The 21,835-nt window shown below is 52.0% G+C and carries 26 protein-coding genes; 19 read left to right on the top strand and 7 right to left on the bottom strand.

The window, feature by feature from the left end; genetic code table 11:
- Window positions 1–164 precede the first annotated feature (164 nt).
- From ppiA to argD, 5 genes are all read left to right on the top strand, one after another.
- Window positions 165–737, top strand: coding sequence for a peptidylprolyl isomerase A (gene ppiA, locus ACJHYO_RS18325; RefSeq protein ID WP_000477225.1), 573 nt, complete (start codon window positions 165–167; stop codon window positions 735–737).
- 104 nt (window positions 738–841) lie between these two features.
- On the top strand, window positions 842–1,009 hold the full coding sequence (locus ACJHYO_RS18320; protein WP_000736858.1) for a YhfG family protein: 168 nt from the start codon (window positions 842–844) through the stop codon (window positions 1,007–1,009).
- Window positions 999–1,601 (top strand): putative adenosine monophosphate-protein transferase Fic, encoded by a 603-nt coding sequence (locus tag ACJHYO_RS18315; RefSeq protein WP_001280638.1) that lies wholly within the window; start codon window positions 999–1,001, stop codon window positions 1,599–1,601. The genes ACJHYO_RS18320 and ACJHYO_RS18315 overlap by 11 nt, the downstream gene beginning before the upstream one ends.
- Before the next feature lie 31 nt (window positions 1,602–1,632).
- Window positions 1,633–2,196 (top strand): aminodeoxychorismate synthase component 2, encoded by a 564-nt coding sequence (gene pabA / locus ACJHYO_RS18310; RefSeq protein ID WP_000601853.1) that lies wholly within the window; start codon window positions 1,633–1,635, stop codon window positions 2,194–2,196.
- 85 nt (window positions 2,197–2,281) lie between these two features.
- Window positions 2,282–3,505, top strand: a complete 1,224-nt coding sequence (argD, locus tag ACJHYO_RS18305; protein WP_016233602.1) for a bifunctional acetylornithine/succinyldiaminopimelate transaminase — start codon at window positions 2,282–2,284, stop codon at window positions 3,503–3,505.
- Between the two features lie 62 nt (window positions 3,506–3,567).
- Here argD and ACJHYO_RS18300 read toward each other — a convergent pair whose 3' ends face one another.
- A complete protein-coding gene (locus ACJHYO_RS18300) occupies window positions 3,568–5,658 on the bottom strand; it encodes a YccS/YhfK family putative transporter (protein ID WP_001304921.1) in 2,091 nt (696 codons plus the stop codon).
- Window positions 5,659–5,708: 50 nt separating this feature from the next.
- Entirely contained in the window at window positions 5,709–6,341 is a 633-nt protein-coding gene (gene crp, locus ACJHYO_RS18295) for a cAMP-activated global transcriptional regulator CRP (protein WP_000242755.1), read from the bottom strand.
- 301 nt (window positions 6,342–6,642) lie between these two features.
- Here crp and ACJHYO_RS18290 point away from each other — a divergent pair, with 301 nt between their 5' ends.
- Window positions 6,643–7,047: an OsmC family protein gene (locus tag ACJHYO_RS18290; RefSeq protein ID WP_001148908.1), complete on the top strand. Its 405-nt coding sequence runs from the start codon at window positions 6,643–6,645 to the stop codon at window positions 7,045–7,047.
- A 54-nt stretch (window positions 7,048–7,101) separates the two neighbouring features.
- On the opposite strand, the gene ACJHYO_RS18285 is transcribed toward ACJHYO_RS18290, so the two are convergent.
- Genes ACJHYO_RS18285 through ACJHYO_RS18270 form a run of 4 tightly spaced genes read right to left on the bottom strand, consistent with a single transcriptional unit; the run spans window position 7,102 to window position 11,172 of the window.
- On the bottom strand, window positions 7,102–7,971 hold the full coding sequence (locus tag ACJHYO_RS18285) for a phosphoribulokinase (RefSeq protein ID WP_001274684.1): 870 nt from the start codon (window positions 7,969–7,971) through the stop codon (window positions 7,102–7,104).
- A 53-nt stretch (window positions 7,972–8,024) separates the two neighbouring features.
- Entirely contained in the window at window positions 8,025–8,243 is a 219-nt protein-coding gene (locus ACJHYO_RS18280; protein WP_000907085.1) for a YheU family protein, read from the bottom strand.
- Complete coding sequence (locus ACJHYO_RS18275) at window positions 8,237–9,259, bottom strand: hydrolase (RefSeq protein ID WP_000057415.1); 1,023 nt, start codon at window positions 9,257–9,259, stop codon at window positions 8,237–8,239. Before ACJHYO_RS18275 ends, ACJHYO_RS18280 begins: the two co-directional genes overlap by 7 nt.
- Window positions 9,259–11,172, bottom strand: a complete 1,914-nt coding sequence (locus ACJHYO_RS18270; RefSeq protein WP_085455578.1) for an ABC transporter ATP-binding protein — start codon at window positions 11,170–11,172, stop codon at window positions 9,259–9,261. The genes ACJHYO_RS18275 and ACJHYO_RS18270 overlap by 1 nt, the downstream gene beginning before the upstream one ends.
- Window positions 11,173–11,302: 130 nt before the next feature.
- On the opposite strand from ACJHYO_RS18270, the gene kefG reads away from it, so the two are divergent.
- From kefG to slyD, 4 genes are all read left to right on the top strand, one after another.
- Window positions 11,303–11,854: a glutathione-regulated potassium-efflux system ancillary protein KefG gene (gene kefG, locus ACJHYO_RS18265; protein ID WP_000081823.1), complete on the top strand. Its 552-nt coding sequence runs from the start codon at window positions 11,303–11,305 to the stop codon at window positions 11,852–11,854.
- The gene (gene kefB, locus ACJHYO_RS18260; protein WP_000399162.1) at window positions 11,854–13,659 is read left to right on the top strand and encodes a glutathione-regulated potassium-efflux system protein KefB; all 1,806 of its coding nucleotides are present in this window, start codon (window positions 11,854–11,856) and stop codon (window positions 13,657–13,659) included. The genes kefG and kefB overlap by 1 nt, the downstream gene beginning before the upstream one ends.
- A 9-nt stretch (window positions 13,660–13,668) precedes the next feature.
- Window positions 13,669–13,869 (top strand): YheV family putative zinc ribbon protein, encoded by a 201-nt coding sequence (locus ACJHYO_RS18255; RefSeq protein ID WP_001007730.1) that lies wholly within the window; start codon window positions 13,669–13,671, stop codon window positions 13,867–13,869.
- Between the two features lie 94 nt (window positions 13,870–13,963).
- On the top strand, window positions 13,964–14,554 hold the full coding sequence (gene slyD / locus ACJHYO_RS18250; protein WP_000861334.1) for a peptidylprolyl isomerase: 591 nt from the start codon (window positions 13,964–13,966) through the stop codon (window positions 14,552–14,554).
- Window positions 14,555–14,602: 48 nt separating this feature from the next.
- On the opposite strand, the gene ACJHYO_RS18245 is transcribed toward slyD, so the two are convergent.
- Complete coding sequence (locus tag ACJHYO_RS18245; protein ID WP_001153615.1) at window positions 14,603–14,821, bottom strand: protein SlyX; 219 nt, start codon at window positions 14,819–14,821, stop codon at window positions 14,603–14,605.
- Window positions 14,822–15,041: 220 nt separating this feature from the next.
- Between ACJHYO_RS18245 and fkpA the strand changes: the two genes are divergently transcribed.
- From fkpA to ACJHYO_RS18200, 9 genes are all read left to right on the top strand, one after another.
- The gene (gene fkpA, locus ACJHYO_RS18240; RefSeq protein ID WP_000838261.1) at window positions 15,042–15,854 is read left to right on the top strand and encodes an FKBP-type peptidyl-prolyl cis-trans isomerase; all 813 of its coding nucleotides are present in this window, start codon (window positions 15,042–15,044) and stop codon (window positions 15,852–15,854) included.
- Between the two features lie 166 nt (window positions 15,855–16,020).
- A complete protein-coding gene (locus ACJHYO_RS18235; protein ID WP_000091466.1) occupies window positions 16,021–16,743 on the top strand; it encodes a transcriptional regulator in 723 nt (240 codons plus the stop codon).
- Entirely contained in the window at window positions 16,743–17,129 is a 387-nt protein-coding gene (tusD, locus tag ACJHYO_RS18230; RefSeq protein WP_001209702.1) for a sulfurtransferase complex subunit TusD, read from the top strand. The genes ACJHYO_RS18235 and tusD overlap by 1 nt, the downstream gene beginning before the upstream one ends.
- Window positions 17,129–17,488: a sulfurtransferase complex subunit TusC gene (tusC, locus tag ACJHYO_RS18225; protein ID WP_000820734.1), complete on the top strand. Its 360-nt coding sequence runs from the start codon at window positions 17,129–17,131 to the stop codon at window positions 17,486–17,488. The genes tusD and tusC overlap by 1 nt, the downstream gene beginning before the upstream one ends.
- 6 nt (window positions 17,489–17,494) lie before the next feature.
- The gene (gene tusB, locus ACJHYO_RS18220) at window positions 17,495–17,782 is read left to right on the top strand and encodes a sulfurtransferase complex subunit TusB (RefSeq protein WP_000903381.1); all 288 of its coding nucleotides are present in this window, start codon (window positions 17,495–17,497) and stop codon (window positions 17,780–17,782) included.
- A 125-nt stretch (window positions 17,783–17,907) separates the two neighbouring features.
- Window positions 17,908–18,282, top strand: coding sequence for a 30S ribosomal protein S12 (gene rpsL, locus ACJHYO_RS18215; protein WP_000246815.1), 375 nt, complete (start codon window positions 17,908–17,910; stop codon window positions 18,280–18,282).
- Window positions 18,283–18,378: 96 nt separating this feature from the next.
- Window positions 18,379–18,849, top strand: coding sequence for a 30S ribosomal protein S7 (gene rpsG / locus ACJHYO_RS18210; protein WP_001138043.1), 471 nt, complete (start codon window positions 18,379–18,381; stop codon window positions 18,847–18,849).
- Window positions 18,850–18,945: 96 nt separating this feature from the next.
- Entirely contained in the window at window positions 18,946–21,060 is a 2,115-nt protein-coding gene (gene fusA / locus ACJHYO_RS18205) for an elongation factor G (RefSeq protein ID WP_000124700.1), read from the top strand.
- Window positions 21,061–21,130: 70 nt separating this feature from the next.
- Window positions 21,131–21,835: elongation factor Tu (locus ACJHYO_RS18200; RefSeq protein WP_094284229.1), on the top strand; the 705-nt coding region annotated here is incomplete at its 3' end.

Here is a 21,835-nt window from a genome sequence, read left to right as displayed (position 1 = left end):
AAATTGCATTTTAAGAGGTGATTTTGGTCACGGAATAAAAAGTTATCCTCAGGTTACATATATTTCAGATACGTAAAATTAGGTAAAGGGATGGCCTTGTTCTTGAAGGCTATTTAGAATCTCTTCACTTGCTTTTTTTCTGCTCTGTTTGTTAAGGAAATCTCATGTTCAAATCGACCCTGGCGGCGATGGCTGCTGTTTTCGCCCTTTCTGCTCTTTCTCCCGCAGCAATGGCAGCGAAAGGGGACCCGCACGTATTGTTGACAACCTCAGCTGGTAACATCGAACTGGAGCTGGATAAACAAAAAGCGCCAGTGTCTGTGCAAAACTTTGTCGATTATGTGAACAGTGGTTTTTATAACAACACGACCTTTCACCGCGTCATTCCTGGCTTTATGATTCAGGGCGGCGGTTTCACCGAGCAGATGCAGCAGAAAAAACCAAACCCGCCAATCAAAAATGAAGCTGATAACGGCCTGCGCAACACGCGTGGCACCATCGCGATGGCGCGTACCGCTGACAAAGACAGCGCCACCAGCCAGTTCTTTATCAACGTTGCCGATAACGCCTTCCTTGACCACGGTCAGCGTGATTTCGGTTACGCGGTATTTGGTAAAGTGGTGAAAGGCATGGACGTTGCCGATAAGATTTCCCAGGTGCCGACTCATGACGTTGGTCCGTACCAGAATGTGCCGTCAAAACCGGTAGTTATCCTTTCCGCTAAAGTCCTGCCGTAATGATTTCTCGCGCGGGCAATCTTGCCCGCGCTTCTGCTCTCCCGGCGTAACCCGGATTTGCCGCTTATACTTGTGGCAAATGGACACGTTCAGGGAGGCATCAAGTGAAGAAACTCACCGATAAGCAAAAGTCCCGTCTCTGGGAGCTTCAGCGTAATCGTAATTTCCAGGCCAGTCGCCGTCTTGAAGGCGTCGAGATGCCTTTAGTCACTCTTACTGCCGCAGAGGCTTTAGCGCGTCTTGAAGCGCTGAGGAGGCACTATGAGCGATAAATTCGGCGAAGGGCGCGATCCGTATCTTTATCCAGGCCTTGATATCATGCGTAACCGGCTGAACATCCGCCAGCAGCAGCGGCTGGAACAGGCCGCTTACGAAATGACGGCGCTGCGTGCTGCGACCATTGAACTTGGCCCGTTGGTTCGGGGTTTACCGCATTTGCGCACTATCCATCGCCAGCTGTATCAGGATATTTTCGACTGGGCGGGGCAACTGCGCGAAGTCGATATTTATCAGGGCGATACGCCGTTCTGCCACTTTGCTTATATCGAAAAAGAGGGCAATGCCCTGATGCAGGATCTGGAGGAAGAAGGTTATCTGGTTGGCCTGGAGAAAGCGAAGTTCGTCGAGCGGCTGGCGCATTACTATTGTGAAATCAACGTGCTGCATCCCTTCCGGGTGGGAAGTGGTTTGGCACAGCGGATCTTCTTCGAGCAACTGGCGATTCATGCCGGATATCAACTGAGCTGGCAGGGTATCGAAAAAGAGGCCTGGAATCAGGCAAATCAGAATGGGGCAATGGGGGATCTCACCGCGCTGCAGATGATATTTAGCAAAGTGGTAAGCGAAGCCGGGGAATCTGAGTAAAATAGCGCGGTTCTTTCGTACCGGAGCCGCCATGATCCTGCTTATTGATAACTACGATTCTTTTACCTGGAACCTCTACCAGTACTTTTGTGAACTGGGGGCGGATGTGTTGGTTAAGCGCAACGATGCGTTGACGTTGGCGGATATCGACGCCCTTAAACCACAAAAAATTGTCATCTCACCCGGCCCCTGTACGCCAGATGAAGCCGGGATCTCCCTTGACGTTATTCGTCACTATGCCGGACGCTTGCCGATTCTTGGCGTCTGCCTCGGTCATCAGGCAATGGCGCAGGCATTTGGCGGCAAAGTTGTGCGCGCCGCAAAGGTCATGCACGGCAAAACCTCGCCGATTACACATAATGGTGTGGGCGTATTTAAGGGGCTGGCAAATCCACTCACCGTGACACGCTACCATTCGCTGGTGGTGGAACCTGACTCATTACCGGAGTGCTTTGAAGTGACGGCCTGGAGCGAAACCCGCGAGATTATGGGGATTCGCCATCGCCAGTGGGATCTGGAAGGTGTGCAATTCCATCCAGAAAGTATTCTTAGCGAACAAGGACATCAACTGCTGGCTAATTTTCTGCATCGCTGATTTCTGATTGCCATTCAGTGATTTTTTATGCATATTTTGTGATTATAATTTCATATTTATTTATGCGTAACAGGGTGATCATGAGATGGCAATTGAACAAACAGCAATTACACGCGCGACTTTCGATGAAGTGATTCTGCCGATTTATGCTCCGGCAGAGTTTATTCCGGTAAAAGGTCAGGGGAGCCGAATCTGGGATCAGCAAGGCAAGGAGTATGTCGATTTCGCGGGTGGCATTGCAGTTACGGCGTTGGGCCATTGCCATCCTGCGCTGGTGAACGCGTTAAAAACCCAGGGCGAAACTCTGTGGCATATCAGTAACGTTTTCACCAATGAACCGGCGCTGCGTCTTGGTCGTAAACTGATTGAGGCAACGTTTGCCGAACGCGTGGTGTTTATGAACTCCGGCACGGAAGCTAACGAAACCGCCTTTAAACTGGCACGCCATTACGCCTGTGTGCGTCATAGCCCGTTCAAAACCAAAATTATTGCCTTCCATAACGCTTTTCATGGTCGCTCGCTGTTTACCGTTTCGGTGGGTGGGCAGCCAAAATATTCCGACGGCTTTGGGCCAAAACCGGCAGACATCATCCACGTGCCTTTTAACGATCTTCACGCAGTAAAAGCCGTGATGGATGACCATACCTGTGCGGTGGTGGTTGAGCCGATTCAGGGCGAGGGCGGCGTGACGGCAGCGACGCCAGAGTTTTTGCAGGGCTTGCGCGAGCTGTGCGATCAACATCAGGCATTATTGGTGTTTGATGAAGTGCAGTGCGGGATGGGGCGGACCGGCGATCTGTTTGCCTATATGCACTACGGCGTGACGCCGGATATTCTGACCTCTGCGAAAGCGTTAGGTGGCGGTTTCCCGATTAGCGCCATGCTGACCACGGCGGAGATTGCTTCCGCGTTTCATCCTGGTTCTCACGGTTCCACCTACGGCGGTAATCCTCTGGCCTGTGCAGTAGCGGGCGCGGCGTTTGATATCATCAATACCCCTGAAGTGCTGGAAGGCATTCAGGCGAAACGCCAGCGTTTTGTTGACCATTTGCAGAAGATCGATCAGCAGTACGATGTGTTTAGCGATATTCGCGGTATGGGGCTGTTGATTGGCGCAGAGCTGAAACCACAGTACAAAGGTCAGGCGCGTGATTTCCTGTATGCGGGTGCAGAGGAAGGCGTAATGGTGCTGAATGCCGGGCCTGATGTGATGCGTTTTGCGCCGTCGCTGGTGGTGGAAGATGCGGATATCGATGAAGGGATGCATCGTTTCGCCCACGCGATGGCGAAGGTGATTGGGGGTAAATAAGACGCATCAGGCAAAAGATGTCGGATGCGGCGTGAACGCTGTATCCGATGGTTTAGCCTGCATTACGCCTTCGAATCCCGCAACTTGCGACTCAGCCAAATCCCGTGATGCGGTCGCTGCCGCCATGCCATCGACGAAATGGTGTGCATGGTGTTCAGATGACCAATAACCCGTTGTAAATGCTGCTCCAGCGTACCTGCCGCGCCTTCGTGCGGCTGCATCTCCGGCGCATCCATGATATTGGCATCGCCAGAACTACCCGGTTCGTCATACTCCAGTCGCTGCTGACAACGCTGAATGGCGATTTCACAAGACTGTAAATACTCTTGTGCCAGTTCCGGTGGCAATGCCCGGTGTTCCCGCGCCAGCGTGGTCATGGCATTAATATGCTCAACAATAAACTGGCTGTGCGTTACCCACAGTTTCATATCTGCCAGATAATGGCTGTTAAACGCCGGTTCCTGCATCGCCTGATTCAATGAGTTATACAGAGTGTTATGCGCCTGATTTACCCGCATTCGCTGCCAGGCCAGTGGCGTAGGTTGCGGGTCCTCGCTCAGAATCAAGCGAATCGCGTCCTGATAGGCTTCTAAAGCGTCATGGGCGTTCTTACGCAATAACCCGCTCTGCCACTGCGGCCACAGCCAGACAGTACCGCCGAAAGCAATTAAACAACCAATAATGGTATCGATAAGACGCGGAAGGATGTACTGCTCACCGTTCAGCCACAACAGTTGCAGGGTATACACTGCGGTAATAGTAAAACCGACCGTCGCCCAGCCGTAGTTTTTGCGCAATATCAGGTAGCTGGCGAGGGTGGTAATCAGCATCAAGGTCAGGGTGTAACCTTCGGGAATTTTAAAGTGTAGCGTCACGCCTGCAATGATTAACCCGACCACGGTTCCCACGGAGCGATTTACAATCCTCAGACGGGTTGCGCCATAGCCATTTTGCGTCACCAGCAATACTGTCATCAGGATCCAGTACGACTTCGGCAGATGAAGCGCGGTGCCCATCAGGCTGGCAACGCTTAACATCACACTGAGTCGTCCGGCATTGCGTAGCGCTGGAGACTTTAGTGACAGATAACTTTTCAGCGCCGGAAGTAATGGCATTCGCCGCTGTTTATCGGCCAGTAAGTCACGGGCATAGAGCGGTTTTTGGGTGCGCAGCACACGAGCAATGCGGCTGAAATGCCAGTAGCAGAATTGCCCAACCGGATTATCCGGGTGTTGGCGGGCGATTTTTTCCAGTGCGCCAATTTGCTTTTCCATCGTAAAACGCGTTGGCAGGCGATGGTAAAGAATGTCATCAGCCAGCACGCGCAGGCGAGCGGCGACGGTTTGCGCATTCCAGCGGATAACTTCTTCCGCATGGCTACGCTCGACCAGCTTTTGCACCTCTTCCGGCTGATGCAAACTGACCGAAATATGTTCCTGCAAATCCAGCGCCTCCTGGAAAATACGCAGCATCCGCTTGTAATCGGTATTATTTTGCGCGGAAAGCATATGCATTTGCTGATAGCACTGGGTAATTAGATCGACCGCTTTTTGCTGGCGCACCAGCAGCGGCGGCAGCGCTTTATCAGGGTCGGTGTGCTGGGTAAGCAGGCTGTATTTGGCTTCACAGTAATCTGCCAGTTCACGGTACAGCAGACTTAGTGACTCGCGTAGCGGTTGTTCGCGCCAGATCCAGAACCAAAACCAGTTAAACAATCCGTACCACAAAGTGCCCAGCGCATAGATGAGCAACGGTTCCCAGACCGGCATGTATCCCGCCAGACTGAGGGTAAAAATGGCAGCGAGCAGCGATGCGGGAAGCAATTTTGCGTGCAATGGCCCCAGTTCAGCAGTGACGCCAAGTACCAGCGTTAATCCGGTCAGCAAAAAGGGCAGGGGAACATCTTTTGCCAGTAGCACCTGTGTCAGCAAGCTACAGGTGGCAAACAGCGACGCACCAATGATTAAGCGTTTGAAAAAACGTTTATGAGGCGTATCAAGGCCCGCAATATTGCAACAGGCAGGAACGAGGGAGAAGAGCAGGCCGAATCGTAATTCGCCAAGCATTAACCCAACGGCCACGGGCAAACATAGCACCAGCGTTTGTCGAAGTGCATAGTTGATATCGGGGTGATAAATCAGTCTGCGCCACATCGGGGGAAACAAAATGGCGCGCTACCAGGTAACGCGCCACTCTGACGGGATTAACGAGTGCCGTAAACGACGATGGTTTTACCGTGTGCGGAGATCAGGTTCTGATCTTCCAGCATCTTCAGAATGCGTCCCACGGTTTCACGAGAACAGCCGACAATCTGACCGATTTCCTGACGGGTAATTTTGATTTGCATACCGTCCGGGTGAGTCATAGCATCCGGTTGTTTTGCCAGATTCAGCAGAGTCTGTGCAATGCGGCCCGTCACGTCGAGGAACGCCAGGTTGCCTACTTTCTCTGAAGTGACTTGCAGACGACGCGCCATCTGTGCAGACAGACGCATCAGAATGTCCGGGTTTACCTGAATCAATTGGCGAAATTTTTTGTACGAAATTTCAGCCACTTCACAGGCGGTTTTCGCACGTACCCATGCGCTACGTTCCTGGCCCTCTTCAAACAGGCCCAGTTCGCCAATAAAATCACCCTGATTCAGATAGGAGAGGATCATTTCTTTACCCTCTTCGTCTTTGATCAGCACTGCCACAGAGCCTTTAACGATGTAGTACAGCGTTTCCGCTTTTTCACCCTGGTGAATAAGCGTGCTCTTGGATGGGTACTTATGAATGTGGCAATGAGACAAGAACCATTCGAGAGTCGGGTCTGTTTGCGGTTTGCCAAGCACCATGCGCGGTTATCCTCTGTTATAAGCTTTCTCCAGAGCCAGATAACGCCGCTGTCTCTGGATTGCCGAAATATGCTTCCCGCTACCTGGGAAGGGGCTATCAACTGTACTGCACGGTAATGTGGCGTCCTTTGCATACATGCAGTACATCAATATATTACTGTAGCATCCTGACTGTTTTAGCATAGCTTTCGCTTTGTGTCTCCTGGTGTCTCGCTTCAGCATGACCCAGGTCGCCTTCCGTTGCGCGATTTGGTTAGTACGCGTACTCTGTCAGGAAAATTGACGCAGTGGAGTAGCAAAAATGCAAGCGCGAGTGAAGTGGGTCGAAGGGTTAACTTTTCTGGGCGAATCCGCCTCTGGTCACCAGATTTTAATGGACGGCAACTCAGGCGATAAAGCACCAAGCCCGATGGAAATGGTGTTGATGGCAGCGGGTGGTTGCAGTGCCATCGATGTGGTTTCTATCCTGCAAAAAGGGCGTCAGGATGTGGTCGATTGTGAAGTAAAATTGACCTCTGAGCGCCGCGAAGAGGCACCACGCCTGTTTACGCACATTAATCTGCATTTTATCGTCACCGGTCGTGACCTGAAAGACGCAGCGGTTGCGCGTGCGGTTGATCTCTCTGCCGAGAAATATTGTTCAGTGGCGCTGATGCTGGAAAAAGCGGTGAATATTACTCACTCGTATGAAGTGGTTGCCGCGTGATTTAACTATCCCGTTGTGAAGCCGGATAGTATTTTATCCGGCGTAATAGCAGCGTTACTCGATTTTCTTTCCTTCCATCAATCGTTGCACCAGCGGCAGCATAATTAATTCCATTGCCAGACCCATTTTGCCGCCAGGCACCACTAACGTATTGATGTGGGAAATGAATGAGCCTTGCAACATCGCCAGCAGCCAGGGGAAATCGATCCCTTCCAGATTACGAAAATGGATCACCACAAAGCTTTCATCCAGCGACGGGATACCTTTTGCCGCGAACGGGTTTGAGGTGTCGACGGTGGGAACGCGCTGGAAGTTAAGATGGGTGCGGGAAAACTGCGGTGTGATGTAGTTGATATAGTCTTCCATTGAACGCACTACCGAGTCCATCACTGCTTCTCGTGAGTGCCCGCGCTCGCTGGTGTCGCGGATCAGTTTTTGAATCCACTCAAGGTTAACGATAGGCACCACGCCGACCAGTAAGTCCACATGCTGCGCAACGTTATGCTGTGGCGTGACTACGCCGCCGTGTAAACCTTCATAAAACAGTACATCAGTGGGTTCCGGTAAAGATTGCCAGGGGGTGAATGTCCCCGGTACCTGATTCCACGGTACGGCTTCATCGTAGGTATGCAGATATTTGCGAGATTTCCCTTTGCCGCTCTGACCGTATTCAATGAAGGTTTGTTCCAGAAGGCCGAAGTCGTTCGCTTCGGGGCCGAAGTAGCTGATATGCCGCCCGGCGTCGCGCGCTTTGCGGATCGCCATGTCCATTTCCGGGCGGGTATAACGGTGAAAACTGTCGCCTTCCACCTCGGCTGCATGCAGATTTAACTGTGCGAATATTTTACGAAACGCGAGGCTGGTGGTGGTGGTCCCCGCACCGCTGGATCCTGTTACCGCAATGACCGGATGTTTGGCAGACATAGTAACTCCATGACTTAGCTATCATTATTATCTCGTCCGCCGACGGTTGCAGGTTATTCGCGAAACTGACTGCGCGGCATGATATTGACCGTTTCGTGCAGCTCCGACCATACCAGCACCGCTTCTCCGCACTGTAGCTGGCGTTTGACGTCGGCGACTTTCTGTTCAAGTGTACGCTCATGTTCACCATAATCGGTGCCTTCACGTAACACAAAGCTTTCAATTAAATTTTCCAGCGTTTCGGGGGAGAGGTCTTGCCACGGAATCAACATGATTTCGCCTCCAGATACGTTGTTAACCAGTCAGGAATGCGTGACTCCAGCCACATTTGCGGATGAAGTAATGTACCGCCAATAAAGCCAACATGACCGCCATGTTCAGTCAGCTGATACTCCACCTGCGGGGGGAGACTTTCCGGTTTCGGGATCACCTGATGATCCATAAACGGATCGTCTTTGGCGTGAATAATCAGTGTCGGTTTGGCTATCCGATTGAGCATCGGCATGGCGCTACACTGACGATAATAGTCGATAGCGTCAGCGTAGCCGTGAATTCTGGCGGTGATGAGATCGTCAAATTCACGGATGCGACGTACCGATTTTAACTGCGTGAGATTAATCGGCAGTGTTCCGGGGTAGGCTGCCAGCTTGCGCGCGGCATTGGCTTTTAACAGGTTCAGCAAGTAACGCTGATAAATGCGGGAAAAGCCCTTTTCCATATGGTAACTACAGGCCTCCAGCATAAACGGCGCAGAGACAATCACTGCCGCATCAATCGGGAGATCATTGCCTTCTTTTGCCAGCAAACAGGCCAGCATATTACCGCCGAGCGAATAGCCGACGGCAGCCGTTGGCGCATGACCAAACTCGCGTTGCAGCCAGCGTAAAAACCAACTGGCGTCTTCGGTTTCGCCCGAATGGTAAATGCGGTGCATACGGTTTGGTTCACCGCTGCATCCGCGAAAATGCATCACCACGCCCAGCCAGCCGCGCTTTTGCGCCGCCTCAACCAGACCGTGAGCGTAAGGGCTATTGAGACTGCCTTCCAGCCCGTGAAATACCACTAAACGCGGTTTATGCCGCGCCTGTGCAGGATCTTCACTCCACGCGAGATCGACAAAATCGCCGTCGGGCAACTCCAGCCGCTGCCAGTACGGGGTGAATTTCACCTTGCGACGGAACAGACGCGGCAGCATGGTTTGTAGATGACAATTGCTAAAGCCGCGCATAGGGGTGAATTTAGCACTGCTGCTAAATTCATTGGCATCGGTCGTTGTTATCTGCGCCATCAGTTGCTTTGGCCTTCCAGCAGCATCTGCTCAAGCTGCTCCTGGGCTTCCAGCCATGCCATTTCGCACTCTTCCAGGCCGGATTTGGCGCTGGCTTGCTGTTGCAGGCAGGCGGTCAACTCCGCTTTACGGCTTTGATCGTACAGTTCGCTGTCGCCGAGTTTCTCTTCCGCCTGCGCCAGTTGCGCGTTCAGCTTCTCCATCTCTTTTTCCAGACGGGCAATCTCTTTACGCAGTGGCTGGGTTTGCGCACGCAGCTCCGCTTCCCGACGCTTCTGATCTTTACGTGCCTGGGCGCTGTTCGCGTTCTCTTTTGGCGCTTCGTCGGTCTGGTTTTCCTGCTTTTGTACGTCGCTCAACCACTGTTGATAATCTTCCAGATCGCCGTCGAACGGTTCGACTTTACGATCGTGAACCAGGTAGAGATCGTCAGTGGTGGAACGCAGCAAATGACGGTCGTGCGAGACGACAACCAGCGCGCCTTCGAACTCGATTAATGCTTCGGTGAGTGCCTGACGCATGTCGAGGTCAAGGTGGTTGGTCGGTTCGTCGAGCAGCAGCAGATTCGGACGCTGCCAGACAATTAATGCCAGCACCAGGCGGGCTTTTTCCCCACCGGAGAAGCGGCGCGTTTCTTCGGTTACTTTATCGCCCTGGAAACCAAAGCCGCCGAGGTAGTCACGCAGTTTTTGCTCCAGCTCCTGCGGCGCTAAACGTGCCAGATGTTGAATAGGCGATTCGTCGGCGCGCAGGTATTCCAGTTGATGCTGGGCGAAGTAGCCGAGCTTGATCCCTTTCGCCAGACCAATTTCACCGCTGACTGGCGCAAGTTCGCCGGCTAACAGTTTGATTAATGTCGATTTACCCGCGCCGTTGCGGCCTAGCAGACCAATGCGCGAGCCGGGGACCAGATTCAGTTTAATCGAGTCGAGAATAATGCGATCGCCATAGCCTGCGCTGACTTTTTCCATCTTCAGTAACGGATTTGGCAGGCTTTCCGGCGCGCGGAAGCTAAAGCGGAACGGGTTGTCGACGTGCGCGGGGGCAATCAGCTCCATACGCTCAAGCATCTTAATGCGGCTCTGGGCCTGCTTCGCTTTGGTGGCTTTGGCACGGAAACGGTCGATATAACTTTGCAGATGCGCTACGCGTTCCTGCTGGCTTTCATACATCGCTTGTTGCTGCGCCAGACGGGTGGCGCGCTGTACTTCAAACGAACTGTAGTTGCCGGTGTACTCGAACATGCTTTGTTGTTCGATATGAATAATTTTATCAACGATCGGATCGAGGAAATCGCGATCGTGAGAGATCAGGATCAGCGTGCCCTGATAGTTCTTCAGCCATTTTTCCAGCCAGATAACGGCATCGAGATCGAGGTGGTTAGTCGGTTCGTCGAGCAGCAGCAAGTCTGAACGGCAAATCAGCGCCTGGGCAAGGTTAAGACGCATACGCCAGCCACCGGAGAAATCACTTACCGGGCGCTCCAGTTGTTCATTGCTGAAACCGAGGCCGTGCAGCAGGCTGGCGGCACGGGAGCGAATACTCCATGCGTCAATAGCATCCAGCTTGCCATGAATGGTCGCAATGGCGTGCCCGTCGTTACGTTCGTTGGCGTCGTGTAGCTGCGCTTCCAGTTGACGATATTCACGGTCGCCGTCAATGACATATTCCAGCGCCGCTTGCGGTAACGCCGGTGTTTCCTGATTCACCCACGCCAGTTGCCAGCTTCCCGGAAAGGTGTAGCTGCCGCCGTCGGCGCTGATTTCATTTTTCAGCAATGCCAGCAGGGTAGATTTACCACAGCCGTTTTTACCCACCAGGCCGACTTTCTGCCCAGGGTTGATGGTGGCGGTGGCATTATCCAGCAGGACGCGCACGCCGCGACGAATTTGTAACGAGGAAAAAACAATCATAAGGCGCCGTATGTTCAGACTATGTTAACTTATCATTATGATAATGTAATGTATGGGCGAGCTGCCGCACCGGGCGCAATGGTAGCCCAAAACAGCGACTATACACAAAAACCATACCGGGAGGGGGATGATGTCTCAGCCAGCGAAAGTTTTGCTGCTGTATGCCCATCCGGAATCTCAGGACTCGGTGGCAAACCGGGTTCTGCTTAAACCGGCCACGCAGCTCAGCAATGTTACCGTGCACGACCTTTACGCGCACTATCCCGACTTTTTTATTGATATCCCTCGTGAGCAGGCATTACTGCGCGAGCACGAGGTGATTGTCTTTCAGCATCCTCTTTATACCTATAGCTGCCCGGCGCTACTGAAAGAGTGGCTGGACCGGGTATTAAGCCGTGGTTTTGCCAGCGGACCGGGGGGAAACCAACTGGCGGGAAAGTACTGGCGTAGCGTGATTACCACCGGGGAGCCGGAAAGTGCTTACCGTTATGACGCGTTGAATCGCTACCCGATGAGCGATGTTCTGCGCCCCTTTGAACTGGCGGCGGGCATGTGCCGGATGCATTGGTTAAGCCCCATCATTATTTACTGGGCGAGACGGCAAAGCGCACAGGAGCTGGCGAGCCACGCCAGAGCCTACGGTGACTGGCTGGCAAATCCGCTGTCTCCAGGAGGCTGCTGATGGAAGGTTCTGATTTTTTACTCGCAGGAGTGCTGTTTCTCTTCGCGGCGGTGGCTGCGGTGCCGCTGGCATCGCGGCTGGGTATTGGTGCAGTGTTGGGATATTTGCTGGCGGGGATTGCGATTGGCCCGTGGGGGCTGGGGTTTATTAGCGACGTCGATGAGATCCTCCACTTTTCGGAACTCGGCGTGGTATTCCTGATGTTTATCATCGGCCTTGAGTTGAATCCCTCCAAGCTTTGGCAACTGCGGCGTTCGATTTTTGGCGTAGGCGCGGCACAGGTGCTGTTAAGCGCGGCGTTGCTGGCAGGATTATTGATGCTGACCCATTTCTCATGGCAGGCGGCGGTGGTCGGTGGCATTGGCCTTGCGATGTCTTCAACTGCAATGGCGTTGCAATTGATGCGTGAGAAAGGGATGAATCGCAGCGAATCCGGCCAGTTAGGTTTCTCGGTACTGCTGTTTCAGGATCTGGCGGTGATCCCGGCACTGGCGTTAGTGCCGTTGTTGGCGGGTTCGGCAGACGAACATTTCGACTGGATGAAGATCGGCATGAAGGTGCTGGCGTTTGTCGGCATGCTGATTGGCGGGCGCTATTTACTGCGTCCGGTATTCCGTTTTATTGCAGCTTCTGGTGTGCGGGAAGTGTTCACCGCCGCGACGCTGCTGCTGGTGTTGGGTTCCGCATTGTTTATGGATGCGCTGGGGTTGTCGATGGCGCTCGGTACGTTTATTGCGGGTGTGCTACTGGCGGAAAGTGAATATCGCCATGAACTGGAAACGGCTATCGATCCCTTCAAAGGCTTGCTGCTTGGTTTGTTCTTTATCTCTGTCGGCATGTCGCTCAACCTCGGGGTGCTTTATACCCATCTGTTGTGGGTAGTGATAAGTGTGGTTGTGCTGGTGGCGGTGAAAATTCTCGTGCTGTATCTGCTGGCGCGATTGTATGGCGTGCGCAGTTCTGAGCGGATGCAGTTTGCTGGCGTGTTGAGTCAGGGCGGTGAGTTTGCCTTTGTCCTCTTTTCTACCGCTTCTTCACAACGCTTATTCCAGGGCGACCAGATGGCGCTGTTGCTGGTGACGGTGACGCTTTCCATGATGACCACGCCGCTGCTGATGAAGCTGGTCGATAAATGGCTATCCCGCCAGTTTAACGGACCGGAAGAAGAAGACGAAAAACCATGGGTCAACGATGATAAACCGCAGGTCATTGTCGTGGGCTTTGGGCGTTTTGGTCAGGTGATTGGTCGTTTGCTGATGGCAAATAAAATGCGCATTACTGTACTGGAGCGGGATATCAGTGCCGTTAACCTGATGCGCAAATATGGCTACAAAGTTTATTACGGCGACGCCACGCAGGTAGATCTTTTACGTTCTGCGGGTGCAGAGGCCGCTGAGTCTATCGTCATTACCTGTAACGAGCCGGAAGACACTATGAAGCTGGTGGAAATATGCCAGCAGCACTTTCCGCATTTGCATATTCTTGCGCGAGCGCGCGGACGTGTGGAAGCGCATGAGTTATTACAGGCAGGGGTGACGCAGTTTTCCCGTGAAACATTCTCCAGTGCGTTAGAGCTGGGGCGCAAGACGCTGGTCACGCTTGGCATGCATCCGCATCAGGCGCAGCGCGCGCAACTGCATTTTCGCCGCCTGGATATGCGAATGCTGCGGGAGTTAATCCCGATGCATGCTGATACCGTACAAATTTCTCGCGCCAGGGAAGCCCGACGCGAACTGGAAGAGATTTTCCAGCGTGAAATGCAACAAGAACGACGCCAGCTGGACGGCTGGGATGAATTTGAGTAGAGGGTAAAGATGGCAATCCGAAAACGTTTTATTGCGGGCGCAAAATGCCCGGCCTGTCAGGCACAGGATTCAATGGCGATGTGGCGCGAAAATAATATTGATATCGTTGAATGTGTTAAGTGTGGACATCAGATGCGAGAAGCAGACAAAGAAGCCCGCGATCACGTTCGCAAAGATGAGCAAGTGATCGGGATTTTTCATCCGGACTAGCGATATGCGCCGAGTTTTTTTAAGCTAGTGAGTACACGGCTGCAGAATTCCGCTACAATCTGCGCCACTATTCTTCCCATGCTCAGGAGATATCATGAAAGTAGCAAAAGACCTGGTGGTCAGCCTGGCCTATCAGGTACGTACAGAAGACGGTGTGTTGGTTGATGAGTCTCCGGTGAGTGCGCCGCTGGACTACCTGCATGGTCACGGTTCCCTGATCTCTGGCCTGGAAACAGCGCTGGAAGGTCATGAAGTTGGCGACAAATTTGATGTCGCTGTTGGCGCGAACGACGCTTACGGTCAGTACGACGAAAACCTGGTGCAGCGCGTTCCTAAAGACGTATTTATGGGCGTTGATGAACTGCAGGTAGGTATGCGTTTCCTGGCTGAAACCGACCAGGGTCCGGTACCGGTTGAAATCACTGCGGTTGAAGACGATCACGTAGTGGTTGATGGTAACCACATGCTGGCTGGTCAGAACCTGAAATTCAACGTTGAAGTTGTGGCGATTCGCGAAGCGACCGAAGAAGAACTGGCTCATGGTCACGTTCACGGCGCGCACGATCACCACCACGATCACGACCACGACGGTTGCTGCGGTGGTCATGGCCACGATCACGGTCATGAACACGGTGGCGAAGGCTGCTGTGGCGGTAAAGGCAACGGCGGTTGCGGTTGCCACTAATATCGAAAAGGTGACAAAAAAGCGGGGAATCCCCGCTTTTTTTACGCCTCAATAATGTGGCGGAGGCGTTTCTTCAGCCTGCGACGCGATGTTCGACGGCTGGCTGGCTTTTAACTTCTCGGTCAGCAGACGCAGATGATCGCGCAGTTTCGCCATCTCCATTTCATGAGCGGTCACCGTGACGTTCAGTTCTTCAATGGTGATTTCCTGAAAAGCCAGTCGGCTCTCCAGCTCTGCCAGGCGTGCTTCCAATGATAAATCCTGCATGATTCACCTCTTTTGTCGAATGGTCGCCGCGGATTCTACTTAACTTTGCTGCCCGAGACAGCACTCATTTCGCGGTCATCGAAACTAATTTAAACAAAAAGAGTCTGAAAATAGATGATAATAGGGCGTGTCTGTATGTAGATTTGTTCGACAACGCTTTATAGTACCCTTCTGATAATAGTTAACCCTGGGGTGAGATGCCCCGATCCTGGAGATATGGATGAAATCACTGTTTAAAGTAACGCTGCTGGCGACCACAATGGCCGTTGCCCTGCATGCACCAATCACTTTTGCTGCTGAAGCTGCAAAACCTGCTACAACTGCTGACAGCAAAGCAGCGTTCAAAAATGACGATCAGAAATCAGCTTATGCACTGGGTGCTTCGCTGGGTCGTTACATGGAAAACTCTCTTAAAGAACAAGAAAAACTGGGCATCAAACTGGATAAAGATCAGCTGATCGCTGGTGTTCAGGATGCATTTGCTGATAAGAGCAAACTTTCCGACCAAGAGATCGAACAGACTCTGCAAGCATTCGAAGCTCGCGTGAAGTCTTCTGCTCAGGCGAAGATGGAAAAAGACGCGGCTGATAACGAAGCAAAAGGTAAAGAGTACCGCGAGAAATTTGCCAAAGAGAAAGGTGTGAAAACCTCTTCCACTGGTCTGGTTTATCAGGTAGTAGAAGCCGGTAAAGGCGAAGCCCCGAAAGACAGCGATACTGTTGTAGTGAACTACAAAGGTACGCTGATCGACGGTAAAGAGTTCGACAACTCTTACACCCGTGGTGAACCGCTCTCTTTCCGTCTGGACGGTGTTATCCCGGGTTGGACAGAAGGTCTGAAGAACATCAAGAAAGGCGGTAAGATCAAACTGGTTATTCCACCAGAACTGGCTTACGGCAAAGCGGGTGTTCCGGGGATCCCACCGAATTCTACCCTGGTGTTTGACGTAGAGCTGCTGGATGTGAAACCAGCGCCGAAGGCTGATGCAAAGCCGGAAGCTGATGCGAAAGCCGCAGACTCTGCTAAAAAATAAGCACTAAGAACCGCCGCCTGACCAGGCGGCGGTTTTTTTATTACAGGCCGGATATAATTAGTGCTGGAAAGCGGAACCTCCGCTGTATTAATTTAGTTACCCGCATCATTAATGAGCCTGCCCTGAAAAGTTAACGACAGGCTCCTGAAAAGGAGTGTTTTTTTTCATGTCCAGGTCGCTTTTAACCAACGAAACCAGTGAGTTGGATTTACTGGATCAACGTCCTTTTGACCAGACCGATTTTGATATTCTGAAATCCTACGAAGCGGTGGTGGACGGGTTAGCGATGCTTATTGGCTCCCACTGTGAAATCGTTTTGCACTCTTTGCAGGATCTAAAATGTTCAGCCATTCGCATTGCTAACGGTGAACATACAGGCCGGAAGATTGGTTCGCCAATTACTGACCTGGCGCTACGTATGCTGCACGATATGACGGGAGCGGATAGCAGCGTTTCTAAATGCTACTTTACTCGCGCCAAAAGCGGCGTATTAATGAAGTCCCTGACTATCGCGATTCGTAACCGCGAACAGCGTGTAATTGGTCTGCTGTGCATCAATATGAATCTTGATGTTCCCTTCTCGCAGATTATGAGCACTTTTGTGCCGCCGGAAACTCCGGATGTCGGTTCAAGCGTCAACTTTGCCTCTTCTGTTGAAGATCTGGTTACCCAAACGCTGGAGTTTACCATCGAAGAAGTGAATGCCGATCGCAATGTTTCTAATAACGCCAAAAATCGTCAGATCGTGCTAAATCTCTACGAGAAAGGGATCTTCGATATTAAAGACGCGATCAACCAGGTTGCTGACCGCCTGAACATCTCCAAACACACTGTCTATCTCTACATCCGCCAGTTCAAGAGCGGTGATTTCCAGGGGCAAGATAAGTAATGCGTTTTGCCATCGTGGTGACCGGGCCAGCATACGGTACGCAACAGGCGAGTAGTGCTTTTCAGTTTGCGCAGGCGCTAATAGCAGAAGGCCATGAGTTAAGCAGCGTTTTTTTCTATCGGGAAGGGGTCTATAACGCTAACCAATTGACCTCACCGGCAAGCGACGAATTTGACCTTGTGCGCAGCTGGCAACAGTTGAATATGCAACATGGTGTGGCGCTGAATATCTGCGTAGCGGCGGCATTACGCCGTGGCGTTGTTGATGAAACGGAAGCCGGAAGACTGGGGCTGGCTTCGTCAAACCTTCAGACGGGATTTACCTTAAGCGGACTTGGCGCGCTGGCGGAAGCCTCGCTGACCTGTGACAGGGTGGTACAGTTCTGATGAAACGAATTGCGTTTGTTTTTTCTACTGTGCCTCATGGCACCGCGGCTGGCCGCGAGGGATTAGATGCTTTACTCGCAACTTCCGCATTAACTGACGATCTGGCCGTCTTCTTTATTGCTGATGGCGTTTTTCAGCTGCTGCCAGGACAAAAGCCCGATGCAGTGCTGGCGCGTGATTACATTGCCACTTTTAAATTGTTGGGTCTGTATGACATTGAACAGTGCTGGGTTTGTGCGGCTTCACTGCGCGAACGCGGGTTAGATCCGCAGACACCTTTTGTTGTCGAAGCCACGCCGCTCGAAGCAGATGCCTTACGCCGCGAACTCGCCAACTACGATGTTATTTTGAGGTTTTGAGGCGTTATGCTGCACACATTACATCGTTCACCCTGGCTGACGGATTTTGCTGCGCTGCTGCGTCTGCTCAGTGAAGGTGACGAACTGCTATTATTGCAAGATGGCGTAACTGCCGCAGTTGACGGCAACCGCTACCTTGAAAGTCTGCGTAATGCCCCCATTAAGGTCTATGCTCTGAACGAAGACCTTATTGCCCGCGGTTTGACTGGTCGAATTTCGAACGACATCATTCCCATTGACTATACTGATTTCGTCAGACTTACGGTTAAGCACTCCAGCCAGATGGCCTGGTGATGGCGGGATCGTTGTATATTTCTTGACACCTTTTCGGCATCGCCCTAAAATTCGGCGTCCTCATATTGTGTGAGGACGTTTTATTACGTGTTTACGAAGCAAAAGCTAAAACCAGGAGCTATTTAATGGCAACAGTTAACCAGCTGGTACGCAAACCACGTGCTCGCAAAGTTGCGAAAAGCAACGTGCCTGCGCTGGAAGCATGCCCGCAAAAACGTGGCGTATGTACTCGTGTATATACTACCACTCCTAAAAAACCGAACTCCGCGCTGCGTAAAGTATGCCGTGTTCGTCTGACTAACGGTTTCGAAGTGACTTCCTACATCGGTGGTGAAGGTCACAACCTGCAGGAGCACTCCGTGATCCTGATCCGTGGTGGTCGTGTTAAAGACCTCCCGGGTGTTCGTTACCACACCGTACGTGGTGCGCTTGACTGCTCCGGCGTTAAAGACCGTAAGCAGGCTCGTTCCAAGTATGGCGTGAAGCGTCCTAAGGCTTAATGGTTCTCCGTTAAGTAAGGCCAAACGTTTTAACTTAAATGTCAAACTAAACTCGTAGAGTTTTGGACAATCCTGAATTAACAACGGAGTATTTCCATGCCACGTCGTCGCGTCATTGGTCAGCGTAAAATTCTGCCGGATCCGAAGTTCGGATCAGAACTGCTGGCTAAATTTGTAAATATCCTGATGGTAGATGGTAAAAAATCTACTGCTGAATCTATCGTATACAGCGCGCTGGAGACCCTGGCTCAGCGCTCTGGTAAATCTGAACTGGAAGCATTCGAAGTAGCTCTCGAAAACGTGCGCCCGACTGTAGAAGTTAAGTCTCGCCGCGTTGGTGGTTCTACTTATCAGGTACCAGTTGAAGTCCGTCCGGTTCGTCGTAATGCTCTGGCAATGCGTTGGATCGTTGAAGCTGCTCGTAAACGCGGTGATAAATCCATGGCTCTGCGCCTGGCGAACGAACTTTCTGATGCTGCAGAAAACAAAGGTACTGCAGTTAAGAAACGTGAAGACGTTCACCGTATGGCCGAAGCCAACAAGGCGTTCGCACACTACCGTTGGTAATCCCTTCGGAGTTTTAGTCACCAGGCGGGCGCTTCCAGTAAGCAGCCCGCTTTGGGCTACTTAAATTGAACGCCTAAAAGATAAACGAGGAAACAAATGGCTCGTACAACACCCATCGCACGCTACCGTAACATCGGTATCAGTGCGCACATCGACGCCGGTAAAACCACTACTACCGAACGTATTCTGTTCTACACCGGTGTAAACCATAAAATCGGTGAAGTTCATGACGGCGCTGCAACCATGGACTGGATGGAGCAGGAGCAGGAACGTGGTATTACCATCACTTCCGCTGCGACTACTGCATTCTGGTCTGGTATGGCTAAGCAGTATGAGCCGCATCGCATCAACATCATCGACACCCCGGGGCACGTTGACTTCACAATCGAAGTAGAACGTTCCATGCGTGTTCTCGATGGTGCGGTAATGGTTTACTGCGCAGTTGGTGGTGTTCAGCCGCAGTCTGAAACCGTATGGCGTCAGGCAAACAAATATAAAGTTCCGCGTATTGCGTTCGTTAACAAAATGGACCGCATGGGTGCGAACTTCCTGAAAGTTGTTAACCAGATCAAAACCCGTCTGGGCGCGAACCCGGTTCCGCTGCAGCTGGCGATTGGTGCTGAAGAACATTTCACCGGTGTTGTTGACCTGGTGAAAATGAAAGCTATCAACTGGAACGACGCTGACCAGGGCGTAACCTTCGAATACGAAGATATCCCGGCAGACATGGTTGAACTGGCTAACGAATGGCACCAGAACCTGATCGAATCCGCAGCTGAAGCTTCTGAAGAGCTGATGGAAAAATACCTGGGTGGTGAAGAACTGACTGAAGCAGAAATCAAAGGTGCTCTGCGTCAGCGCGTTCTGAACAACGAAATCATCCTGGTAACCTGTGGTTCTGCGTTCAAGAACAAAGGTGTTCAGGCGATGCTGGATGCGGTAATTGATTACCTGCCATCCCCGGTTGACGTACCTGCGATCAACGGTATCCTGGACGACGGTAAAGACACTCCGGCTGAGCGTCACGCAAGTGATGACGAGCCGTTCTCTGCACTGGCGTTCAAAATCGCTACCGACCCGTTTGTTGGTAACCTGACCTTCTTCCGTGTGTACTCCGGTGTGGTTAACTCTGGTGATACCGTACTGAACTCCGTGAAAGCTGCACGTGAGCGTTTCGGTCGTATCGTTCAGATGCACGCTAACAAACGTGAAGAGATCAAAGAAGTTCGCGCGGGCGACATCGCAGCTGCAATCGGTCTGAAAGACGTAACCACTGGTGACACCCTGTGTGACCCGGATGCGCCGATCATTCTGGAACGTATGGAATTCCCTGAGCCGGTAATCTCCATCGCAGTTGAACCGAAAACCAAAGCTGACCAGGAAAAAATGGGTCTGGCTCTGGGCCGTCTGGCTAAAGAAGACCCGTCTTTCCGTGTATGGACTGACGAAGAATCTAACCAGACCATCATCGCGGGTATGGGCGAACTGCACCTCGACATCATCGTTGACCGTATGAAGCGTGAATTCAACGTTGAAGCGAACGTAGGTAAACCGCAGGTTGCTTACCGTGAAACTATCCGCCAGAAAGTTACCGATGTTGAAGGTAAACACGCGAAACAGTCTGGTGGTCGTGGTCAGTATGGTCATGTTGTTATCGACATGTACCCGCTGGAGCCGGGTTCAAACCCGAAAGGCTACGAGTTCATCAACGACATTAAAGGTGGTGTAATCCCTGGCGAATACATCCCGGCCGTTGATAAAGGTATCCAGGAACAGCTGAAAGCAGGTCCGCTGGCAGGCTACCCGGTAGTAGACATGGGTATTCGTCTGCACTTCGGTTCTTACCATGACGTTGACTCCTCTGAACTGGCGTTTAAACTGGCTGCTTCTATCGCCTTTAAAGAAGGCTTTAAGAAAGCGAAACCAGTTCTGCTTGAGCCGATCATGAAGGTTGAAGTAGAAACTCCTGAAGAGAACACCGGTGACGTTATCGGTGACTTGAGCCGTCGTCGTGGTATGCTCAAAGGTCAGGAATCTGAAGTTACTGGCGTTAAGATCCACGCTGAAGTACCGCTGTCTGAAATGTTCGGATATGCAACTCAGCTGCGTTCTCTGACCAAAGGTCGCGCATCATACACTATGGAATTCCTGAAGTATGATGAAGCGCCGAGTAACGTTGCTCAGGCCGTAATTGAAGCCCGTGGTAAATAAGCCTAAGGGTTAATACCAAAGTCCCGTGCTCTCTCCTGAAGGGGAGAGCACTATAGTAAGGAATATAGCCGTGTCTAAAGAAAAATTTGAACGTACAAAACCGCACGTTAACGTTGGTACTATCGGCCACGTTGACCACGGTAAAACTACTCTGACCGCTGCAATCACCACCGTACTGGCTAAAACCTACGGCGGTGCTGCTCGTGCATTCGACCAGATCGATAACGCGCCGGAAGAAAAAGCTCGTGGTATCACCATCAACACTTCTCACGTTGAATACGACACCCCGACCCGTCACTACGCGCACGTAGACTGCCCGGGGCACGCCGACTATGTTAAAAACATGATCACCGGTGCTGCTCAGATGGACGGCGCGATCCTGGTAGTTGCTGCGACTGACGGCCCGATGCCGCAGACTCGTGAGCACATCCTGCTGGGTCGTCAGGTAGGCGTTCCGTACATCATCGTGTTCCTGAACAAATGCGACATGGTTGATGACGAAGAGCTGCTGGAACTGGTTGAAATGGAAGTTCGTGAACTTCTGTCTCAGTACGACTTCCCGGGCGACGACACTCCGATCGTTCGTGGTTCTGCTCTGAAAGCGCTGGAAGGCGACGCAGAGTGGGAAGCGAAAATCCTGGAACTGGCTGGCTTCCTGGATTCTTACATTCCGGAACCAGAGCGTGCGATTGACAAGCCGTTCCTGCTGCCGATCGAAGACGTATTCTCCATCTCCGGTCGTGGTACCGTTGTTACCGGTCGTGTAGAACGCGGT

Source organism: Escherichia sp. WS1118 (assembly GCF_046487695.1).
GTDB classification, from domain to species: domain Bacteria; phylum Pseudomonadota; class Gammaproteobacteria; order Enterobacterales; family Enterobacteriaceae; genus Escherichia; species Escherichia coli.
The sequence above is the reverse complement of the archived record's forward strand: the minus strand, read 5'-3'. Positions and strand labels throughout refer to the sequence as shown.